Source organism: Streptomyces sp. NPDC101151 (assembly GCF_044768335.1).
Taxonomy (GTDB): domain Bacteria; phylum Actinomycetota; class Actinomycetes; order Streptomycetales; family Streptomycetaceae; genus Streptomyces.
The window spans coordinates 1-9,228 of the sequence record NZ_JBIWPP010000083.1; the positions used below are offsets into that span (position 1 = coordinate 1).

General features: G+C 70.2%; 8 protein-coding genes and 1 pseudogene. 6 read left to right on the top strand and 3 right to left on the bottom strand.

Going from position 1 to position 9,228, the window contains the following annotated elements; translation table 11 throughout:
- A partial coding sequence (locus ACIRU3_RS46725; protein ID WP_404070414.1) for a hypothetical protein occupies nucleotides 1-228 on the bottom strand: 228 nt, incomplete at its 3' end.
- A 150-nt stretch (nucleotides 229-378) separates the two neighbouring features.
- On the opposite strand from ACIRU3_RS46725, the gene ACIRU3_RS46730 reads away from it, so the two are divergent.
- The gene (locus ACIRU3_RS46730) at nucleotides 379-672 is read left to right on the top strand and encodes a hypothetical protein (protein WP_404070416.1); all 294 of its coding nucleotides are present in this window, start codon (nucleotides 379-381) and stop codon (nucleotides 670-672) included.
- Between the two features lie 341 nt (nucleotides 673-1,013).
- Here the strand turns inward: ACIRU3_RS46730 and ACIRU3_RS46735 are convergent, their stop codons facing one another.
- A complete protein-coding gene (locus tag ACIRU3_RS46735) occupies nucleotides 1,014-2,051 on the bottom strand; it encodes a 2-dehydropantoate 2-reductase (RefSeq protein ID WP_404070418.1) in 1,038 nt (345 codons plus the stop codon).
- A 308-nt stretch (nucleotides 2,052-2,359) separates the two neighbouring features.
- On the opposite strand from ACIRU3_RS46735, the gene ACIRU3_RS46740 reads away from it, so the two are divergent.
- The 5 genes from ACIRU3_RS46740 (at nucleotide 2,360) to ACIRU3_RS46760 (ending at nucleotide 7,597) form a co-directional block, all read left to right on the top strand.
- Entirely contained in the window at nucleotides 2,360-3,475 is a 1,116-nt protein-coding gene (locus ACIRU3_RS46740) for a tyrosine-type recombinase/integrase (protein ID WP_404070420.1), read from the top strand.
- Nucleotides 3,472-4,980, top strand: coding sequence for a hypothetical protein (locus tag ACIRU3_RS46745; RefSeq protein ID WP_404070422.1), 1,509 nt, complete (start codon nucleotides 3,472-3,474; stop codon nucleotides 4,978-4,980). The genes ACIRU3_RS46740 and ACIRU3_RS46745 overlap by 4 nt, the downstream gene beginning before the upstream one ends.
- Nucleotides 4,981-5,030: 50 nt before the next feature.
- A complete protein-coding gene (locus ACIRU3_RS46750) occupies nucleotides 5,031-5,621 on the top strand; it encodes a tyrosine-type recombinase/integrase (RefSeq protein ID WP_404070424.1) in 591 nt (196 codons plus the stop codon).
- The gene (locus ACIRU3_RS46755; RefSeq protein WP_404070426.1) at nucleotides 5,611-6,057 is read left to right on the top strand and encodes a DUF6262 family protein; all 447 of its coding nucleotides are present in this window, start codon (nucleotides 5,611-5,613) and stop codon (nucleotides 6,055-6,057) included. Before ACIRU3_RS46750 ends, ACIRU3_RS46755 begins: the two co-directional genes overlap by 11 nt.
- Before the next feature lie 358 nt (nucleotides 6,058-6,415).
- A complete protein-coding gene (locus tag ACIRU3_RS46760; RefSeq protein WP_404070428.1) occupies nucleotides 6,416-7,597 on the top strand; it encodes a CapA family protein in 1,182 nt (393 codons plus the stop codon).
- Nucleotides 7,598-7,933: 336 nt separating this feature from the next.
- Here ACIRU3_RS46760 and ACIRU3_RS46765 read toward each other — a convergent pair.
- Nucleotides 7,934-9,123 (bottom strand): annotated as a pseudogene (locus tag ACIRU3_RS46765) (IS110 family transposase).
- Nucleotides 9,124-9,228: the final 105 nt, after the last annotated feature.

A 9,228-nucleotide genomic window follows, 5' to 3' on the forward strand; every position in this document is an offset into this window, starting at 1 on the left:
GTGGAAAACTGACGTCCTCGCAAACGTCACGCTACCGAGCAGGGCCGCCCTCACGATCAAGTACAGCGAGCCGAGACCTCCGTGAATAGGCCTCCCGTCGTAGAACCCCAGGCTCCCCGGCTCCTCCCGAGCCAACGTGCCCATCAACGCGAACACGCCGGCGACCGCCTCGTCGCTGACCTGTGACCGGCGGCGGAAGCGGCGCGCGCCGGGTGGCAGTCGGCTCACCAGGGGCGCGGGACCTTCCGGCGCGCCTCAGCTCACTCCTCCCGGCCCCCACAAGGCGTCGACGCGCCGACAGCTGACGGGTAGGCATGAGGGGGGATCGCGCCGACCGAAGCGATCGCTGCACACAGTGAGCGAGCAGTGGGGGACGACATGGCCATCATCGTCACATTCGAGATTCCGGGCGTCGGTCAGGAGCTCTACGACGCCTGTATCAACCGCCTGACCGACGGCGGCGAGTTCACCTCGCTCGCCGACATTCCCGCCCCCGGACTGATCTCCCACGTGGCCGGGCCCGTCGACGGCGGGTGGCGGGTCGTCGACGTGTGGGAGTCCGAGGAGGCGCTCGAGAACTTCTCGAAGATCCTCCAGCCGATCCTCTCCGATCTGGGCCATGGCGACGGCGAGCCGCAGATCGTCCCGGCGCACAACGTCGTCACCCGCTGACCGACACGCTCGGTCACGGCGCGGCGGGTCGGGGCACCCGGTACGAGAAGACACCCCAGGTCGCAGCTGTGGCTGATGCGCAGCCGGAGGTCATACACGCAGTCTTCAACGGCCTTGCCCGGGAATCGGGACGCGGGAAGCTGCACTCATCGGCTCATCGCCCCACCGCAGCCCGGCGCGTGCGCGCGCCGGGCTGCCCGGCTTCCCCGGTCGTCCCGACCGAAGGAAGCCGGGCATGCGTCGGCTCAAGCCGGTGCGACTGAGTGGTCCGCCTCGCGGCGCAAGGATCCCGGGTGGCAGCCCGCGGCTGCTTCGACCGCGCCGCCGAGGCGGAGATCCCGTCAGGACCGCGGCGCTGTCTGGAGCTCGGCCAGCAGTTCGTGCGCCGTCCAGTTCTTGGCCGCCCCGGCGTGCGCGGCCTCTGCCTCCTTGACCAGGGTCACCAGGCGGCTGTTCGCCGGCGCCTGCAGAGCGTGCCGTGCGGCCAGCGCGACGATCTCCCCCTGCAGCGTGTCGATCTCCGTCGGTCTGCCGCGCTGCAGGTCTTCCCACATCGAGGAGCGGGCGTGCGCGTCGATGCGCAGCGTCGAGGCCGCCACCGTGCGGAACAGGGCGTCCGGCAGGCGCAGTACGTGCGGGGTGAGCCAGGCCGGTGTCGGACCGAGCCGGGCGGGGCGGATGCCTGCGGCGCGGTAGGCGGCGAGTGCCTCCTGGTGGCACATCGCGAGGCAGAGCCGGTAGGGGCGCTGCGCCAGCTGTGTGCGCAGCGGCAGGCCGGAGAGTGCGTTGATGGCGTTGTTGAGGTTCATCAGCAGCTTGGCGTGCTGCACTTCAGCGATGTCGCTGCGCGCCTCGATGGCCAGGCCCGCTGCCGTGCAGGCGCGGATCAGCGTGGCCGCCTCCGGGGCGTCTTCCACCATCAGGGTGCCCGGCATCCCCTGGTGCACGGTGCCCGGTTCGGACTGGAGCACGTTGTAGGGGACCATGGCGGCCAGCACCCGGGCTGCCGGGAGGGCGGCGCGGAGAGTTGCCGCATTGTGCAGCCCGTTCTGGAAGCTGACGACGACCGCGCCGGGCTTGAGGTGAGCGGCCAGCTCCCGGGCGGCGGCTTCGGTGGCTGCGGTCTTCACGGTGACCAGTACATAGTCCGCCTCGGTGGCGGCGTCGGGTGTGGTGGCGACGGCCGGCCGGCCGGGCGGCAGATGACGGGGCGGGCGGAGCGAGTCGCTGAGCGTCAGGCCTTTGTCCCGCAGTACGTCCATCGCCGCCGGCCGGCCGATCAGGGTGACGTCGGCGCCGGCTGCGGCAAGGCTGCCGCCGAGATGGCAGCCGATGCTGCCCGCTCCGAGGACGGCGAACTTCGGACGGGGCTCGGACATGCGGTTCACTCCCGGAAGGCTCGGCGCAGGGGTCCAGCATGACCGAGGGCGGCAGCGGTGACCATCGTTCCCGCCCGGCGTTCAACGGAGCGTCGTCTCGTGCAGAGCTGGAGCGGTATTTCTTCCGGGATAACTCGGAATCTGGAGAAGGCGCAGGCCAAACGGCGTGCCTACAACCGGCTTGGGTTCGTTATCTGGAGTCGCTGAGACCCTGTCCATCACGTCCAGCACGTACGAGTGAAGGCCCCTTCGGCCTGTCCTGGATGGGATTACCTTCCGTCATCCACCACGGATGAGCGGGAGGTTTCATGCGGGTACAGCGCGTGCTGATGCCGGACTCGGAGGCCGAGTCGTGGACGGTGCTCGGGGATGACCACGTTCCGGTCGCGCCGATCGAGCGCTACCTGGCCTACCTGGCCTGGGGCGAGAAGTCACCGAACACGGTCAAGGCGTACGCCCACGATCTGAAGGACTGGTTCGTCTACCTGGCCGGGAGGGGGCTGGACTGGCGGTCGGTGACGCTGGAGGACGTCGCCGGGTTCGTGGGCTGGCTGCGGTTGCCGCCGCAGGCCCGGAGCGGGAAGGTCGCGGTGCTGCCCACGGCGGATCACCACTGCGCGGAGTCCAGCGTGAACCGCAAGCTTGCCGCGTTGTCGTCGTTCTGTGAGTTCCACGCCCGCCACGGGGTGCCGCTCGGCGAGCTGATGGTGACGATGCGGCCCGCTGGCCGCCTTGGCCGCGGCAGCTCCTACAAGCCGTTCCTGGAGCACATCACCAAGAGCCGTCCGCAGAAGGCCCGCACCATCCGGCTGCGGCAGCCGCGGCGGCGGCCTGTCGTGCTGTCTGCCGAGGACGCCCAGGCGGTGCTGGACGGGTGTGAGCATCTGCGGGACCGACTGCTGTTCGCGCTGCTGCTGGACACCGGACTGCGGGTCGGCGAAGCTTTGGGCCTGCGGCACGAGGACATCGCACTGGCCGAGCGGCAGGTGAGCGTCATCCCGCGCCCGAACGCCAACCGAGTGCGGGCCAAAGCCGGCCGCTCGCGGAGCGTCCCGGCCAGCGCGGAGCTGATGCGGCTGTATGCCGACTACCTCAACCGCGAGTACGGCGCCCTCGACTCGGACTACGTGTTCGTCAACCTCTGGGGCCGCCCACACGGCCGCCCGCTCACCTACTCCGCCGTCTATGACCTGGTGGAACGGCTGCGCCGCCGAACCGGCATCGACTTCGAACCGCACCAGTTCCGGCACACTTATGCCACCTGGCTGCTGCGCAAGGGCGCCGGCATGGAGAGCGTGAAGGAACTCCTCGGACACGCCTCGATCACCACCACGATGGATACGTACGGGCACCTCACCGTCGAGGACGCCCGCCGGACGCTGGAAGCGGCAGGCTGGTTCACCGGCCGGGAGGTGCGGCTGTGACCGTCGCGCCCGTGCCCACGGGCCCGCTCGGCCGGTCCGGGCTGCTGGAGAAGCTGCTGGCAGCCGTCCGCCCGGAGTTCCGCGTCGAGATGCTGTTTCCCGACGCCGACGACCCGGTGCTGGGCTGGAAGCGCTGCCCGGTCTCGGGCTGCAACCGCGCCGCCCACGAGCAGGGCCTATGCACCGGCCATGCCCAGCGCTGGCGCCGGGACGGTCGCCCTGACCTCGCGGTGTTCCTCGCCGACCCTGGCCCTCCGCTTCGGGGCCTGGGCGAGCTCACACACTGCACCGTTCCGGGCTGCCGGTTCGGCGCCGCCGGCAAGGGACTGTGCTCGCGGCACCGCGACAAATGGTCCCGCTCCGGCAGACCCGATCCCGCCGCCTGGGCGGCCTCCGCGCCGCCGCTGCCGGGCACCGACCGCACCGACCGCACCCTGCCCACTTGCAGCCTGTGGGTGGGGAACGCGTCGAACGCGTTCTGCAACAGCCATCACAACCGGTGGCGCCAGCACGGGCAGCCACCCGTCGATGACTTCATCGCCGAGTGCCAGTCCTTCGGCCTGCCCCGAGTGGACTTCCGCGGCCTGGCACCACAGCTCAGGCTGGAGTTCCAGTACGCGGTCCAGACCCGCCGCGACGAGCAGACCGTCACCGCACCGGCCCGAATGATCGCGGCCGCCATCCGCTGGGCCCGCGAGGAGCACGTCGCGTCCCTGCTGGACTACTCCGCCGAGCGGTGGCAGCGGGTCCTCGGCCCCTACCAGCGTTGCGGGTCTGGCGGCTACGACAAGCGTGTCGCGGTGTTCCTCCTCTATGCCAGAGACGCGTTCGAGACGCTGCGCGACGGCACCGGCTGGGAGGTCGAGTACGCCCGGGATGTATGGCGGCTGGGCAAGCTGACCGGGCTCAACCGCAGCGCCAGCCGACCCCGTCCCCGCAGCGAGCTGCACTTCGACCACATCACCCAGCCCTGGCTGCGGGTGCTGGCGAAGCGGTGGATCCGGCTGAGGCTGTCGGCTGGCCTGAACGTCAGCACGGTCACCGGCTACATGCAGGCCCTGACCCGGTTCAGCGAGTTCCTCACCGCCGTCGGCCCCACCGTCGTCCGTGGCCTGGCCGACGTCGACCGGGCCCTGCTGGAGCGCTACCTGGCCTGGCTGACCGACCTTCGGCGCCGCACACGGCTCGCCCGCCACCTGGCCGAGCACATCATGACCCAGGTCGAACAGCCGACGAACCTCGACCGGTGGACGGATTCCGCCGCCCGGCTGATCACTCTCATCCTGATCCGCTGCGGCCTGCGGGTCTCCGACGCCTGCACCATCCGGTTCGACTGCCTGCTTCACGACGGCCAACGCGCCCCCTACCTGCGCTACTTCAACAACAAGATGGGCCGGGAGGCCGCCGTCCCCATCGACGAAGAGATCGAGGCCGAGATCCGGGCCCAGCAGCAGCGCGTCCTTCAGCGCTGGACGGACGGCAACCCCCACCTCTTCCCCGTCTGAAGGGCAACGCTGACGGGACCCGGCACTTCTCCCCGGACACCTACCGGCAGATGCTCAAGCGCTGGCTCGCCCAGTGCGACGTCCGCGACGAGAACGGGCAGCCCGTCCACCTCACCCCGCACCAGTGGCGGCACACCTTCGCCACCAGGCTGATCAACCGCGACGTCCCACAGGAGGTGGTCCGCGTCCTGCTCGACCACGACTCCCACCAGATGACGGCCCACTACGCGCGGATCACCGACCAGACCGTCCGCCGCCGCTGGGAGGCCGCCACCAAGGTCAACATCCGGGGTGAGCGCGTCACACTGGACCCCGAGGGGCCGCTGGCCCAGGCCGAGTGGGCCAAGACCCGCTACGGCCTCTCCACCCAGACCCTCCCCAACGGCTACTGCGGGCTGCCCGTTCAGAAGAGCTGTCCGCATGCCAACGCCTGTCTGACCTGCCCGGTCTTCCTCACCGGACCGGAGTTCCTGCCCGAGCTCAAGGCCCAGCACCGGCGGACGCTGACGCTCATCGACAACGCCAACGGCTGCGGCCACCAACGCGTGGCCGAGATGAACGAGCAGGTCGCGGCCAACCTCGACCGGATGATCACCGAACTGGAAGCCGACGGCACACAGGAGGCCGCCGATGCGGGCTGACAACTCCCCGCACATCATCGCCGCCGCCCGCCAGCGGGCCACGGCGACCCGGGAACGGGCCATCGCCGCCCTGCGGCGCATGGACGCCGCCGGGCAACCCGTCTCCTTCGACGCGGTCGCCCGCGAGGCCGGCGTCTCACGGTCCTGGCTCTACGCCCAGCCCGACCTGCGGGCCGAGATCAGCCGCCTGCGCGAACGACACGGTCCAGCACCTTCGCCATCCCAAGTCCCCGTCCAGCAACGCGCATCGGACGCCTCCCTGCTGCGACGGCTGGAGGCAGCGACGGCCCGCAACCGCCAGCTGGAAGCGGAGGTGCGCGAACTGAGGGACCAGCTCGCTCGCGCGCTCGGCCAGCAGCGGGCTGCCGCGGTCACCGCTTCGGGTGAAACCAGCAGGCCCCGTCAGCGGTCGGCGAAGACCATCGGCCCCTGCTGACCCGGTCCGTCGCCGACACCGGGCATCACGCAACCGCCCAGGTCAGAGCCGTATCCCGCTCTGCGACTGAAGATAAGGTTCGCGGTCCAGATGACGAGTGTGCGGTACTTGGGCCGGTTCGTGCCGGACCCGCAGCAGGTGCCGTCGAAGGTCGCCGAGTACCGTCGTCTTGTCGCCCACGTTGTCTGCGGGACCGGTTGGGATGCCGCGTCGCCGGACACTGCGCCCGCCCGCTCGGCTCGTGGCCGGTGCCGCGAGGCGGCGCGAACGGCGTTGGGCGCGAACGGGAGCGGCGTCGGGAACACGCCGGTGGATGGCCCTGCGTGAAGGATGGGTGCCTGCTTCGTAGCATGAGCCGATGATCACGTCCGGCGGACAGTGTCCTCAGCAGCGGCGCGAGCGGCAGAAGGCGGTTCGCTGCCACCGCCTGTTCGCCCTCGGCGTGGTCGGGACCGGTGTGGTGGTCGTGGCGGCGTTCGTGTTCCGTGTCGGCTCCGAGGGCGCAGCCTCCATCGGCTCCGTCCAGGCCCCCCTACGGACGACCGGGGTCACGGCGGCCGGCGGCGCACCGGCGGCGCCGCGCCCTACAGGCAACGCGCGGATCGCTGCCGTGGGCGACATCGTGATGGGCTCGCTGCCGGACGACCTGCCGCCGGATGGCGGCGCCTCGTTCTTCGCCCCTGTCGACGACCTGCTCGCCGGTGATGTGGTGCTCGGGAACCTGGAGGGCACGCTCACCACCGGCGGCTCCAGCAAGTGCGACTACATCGACGGCCCGAACTGCTTTGCGTTCCACGCCCCGCCGTCCTACAGCCGCTGGCTCAAGAAGGCCGGGTTCACGGCCATGAACGTGGCGAACAATCACATCGACGACTTCGGGGCGGAGGGACGGCGCGATACGTTCGCCGCGCTGCGCTCCGTGAACCTGCCGTTCACCGGCCGACTGGGTCAGATCACCATCCAGCAGGTACACGGCATCCGGGTCGCACTGATCGGGTTCGCTCCCGACCGAGGTGCAAACGACCTCACGAACATCCCTGCCGCAAAGCGACTCACCGCCCGCGCCGCCAAGATGGCGGACATCGTGATCGTCACGATGCACGCCGGCGCGGAGGGCTCGGACCGCACCCATGTAGAACCCGGCACCGAGTACTTCCTCGGCGAGAACCGCGGCGACAGCTACCGCTTCAGCCGTGCGGTGATCGACGCCGGTGCCGACCTCGTCGTGGGCAGCGGCCCACACGTGATACGGGGAATGGAGTTCTACAAGGGCAGACTGATCGCCTACAGCCTGGGCAACTTCACCGGCTACAAGGTGCTCGGCCTCGGCGGCATCCTCTCAACCAGCGGCGCGCTGCAAGTCACCCTCCGTGCCGACGGCACCTACGTGTCCGGGCGCCTGTGTCCGACCCAGATCGTGGAGCCCGGCACGCCGGAGCCGGGCGGCGAGGCAATCGACCTCGTCTCCAGCGTGTCGGAGGAGGACTTCGGCTCGCACGCCGCCCACATCTCGGCGGACGGGACGATCCAGCGCCCGTAGTTGGCCGCCGTACACGGATGCCAAGGCCGCGATCCCGGAGCGAATCGATCAGATCACCAGCCGCATCCGGCGAGGCGAGAGCCGCTGCCGCCTTGACCGGGTGGCCTACCGGCGCCGCAACGTCGTCGAGCGCTGCTTCAACAAGCTCAAGCACAACAAGGCCCTGGCCACCCGCTACGACTGTGAGGATGTTCAGGTGCCGCTCCGGGCGGTGGCCTGACTCGCGCTATGACTGGCCTTGTGCCTTAAGTTTGATCTGTCGGTCACTGCCTGGGGCGGTACTTGCTGCCGCCGGGCAGGGCCGTGTCCCGATAGACATCTCAGTGAGCTAAGGAGTCAAGCGGCAGCTGTGGTTGATGACGTGAGGGGCGTGGTGAAGGCACGTTCTTCGTCGAAGTGGATCCGGTGTTGCAGGCAGTGGTGGAGTTGGCCGAGCATGCGGTTCAGGAGGTTGCGTTGGGCGGCGGCGTGCCAGTCTCCGTGTTCGCGTCGGCGGCGGTAGTGGGCGTCTGCTCCGGGCGATGCCTGGAGTGAGGAGAAGGCCCAGAGGAAGCCCGCGTGCATGAGCCGGTTGTTCTTCACCATGCGCCTGCCGACGTGGTGCTTCTTACCGGAGGCGCGGGTGATGGGTGCGGAGCCGGCGTAGGCCTTGAGGCCGCGGTCGTCGGCGAAGCGTTTGCGGTCGTCGCCGATCTCCGCCAGGACGCGGGCGCCGAGCTGGGGGCCGAGGCCGGGGAAACTGAGGAGTATCTCGGCGTCCGGGTGCTCGCGGAAGGCTGTCTCCGTAGCCTGGGACAGGTCGTCGCTTGCCTGGCAGGCAGAGTCGAACTGCTTGGCAGGGCGAGGAGTTGGTGGCCGAAGGCGTCCTCGACGGCTTGCGGCTGGTGGGCGTGGTCGGCCCGCAGGATGTCGCGCAGTCGCTCGGCCTCGGCGTCGATGCCCCGCTGTCTGCCGCCGCGCTTGAGAGCGGCCCGCAGCTGGGCGAGCGAGAGCCTGGCTGCCCTGGCAGGGGTGGGAGCGGCTGAGAGGACGGCGCGGGCGTCCGGCCGGGCCAGGCCTCCGGGCCTGCTTTGGAAGGCGGCCAGCGCGGCGGGGTAGTACTCGCGCAGGAGGGAGCGGATCTGGTTGCCAAGCTGTTGGCGGTTCCAGACGGCGTCCTGCTGGGCACGGGCCAGGACAGTGACGGCCCGGCCCTGATCGGAGTCGGCCGGCAGGGGGCGGTGCATGGCCATGTCGGTCCGGAGGATGTTCGCCAGGACCAGGGCGTCGCCCGGATCGGACTTCTTGCGCGAGACGCCGTGGCGGTCGCGGTAGCGGGACGCGGCGAGCGGGTTGATCGCGAACACCTTCCGGGTGCCCGTACGCAGGGCAGCCACGAGCAGGCCCCGACCGGTCTCGATGGCGACCGGGATGGGCTCCTCTGGACTGTCGCCGTGCTCAGCGAGCAGGTCCAGCAGCAGGCGGTAGCCGGCCGCGTCGTCGCTGATCCGGCGCTTGGCCAGCAGCTCGCCGGCCTCGTCGACCAAGGCGAGGTCATGGTGGGGTCGGCGCGGAGCGCGGTTCCGGGATTCCTCCCGGCCCGTTTCTCCACGCCGCCCTCCCGAACCGGACGTGCGAGTTGGCCCCGCATC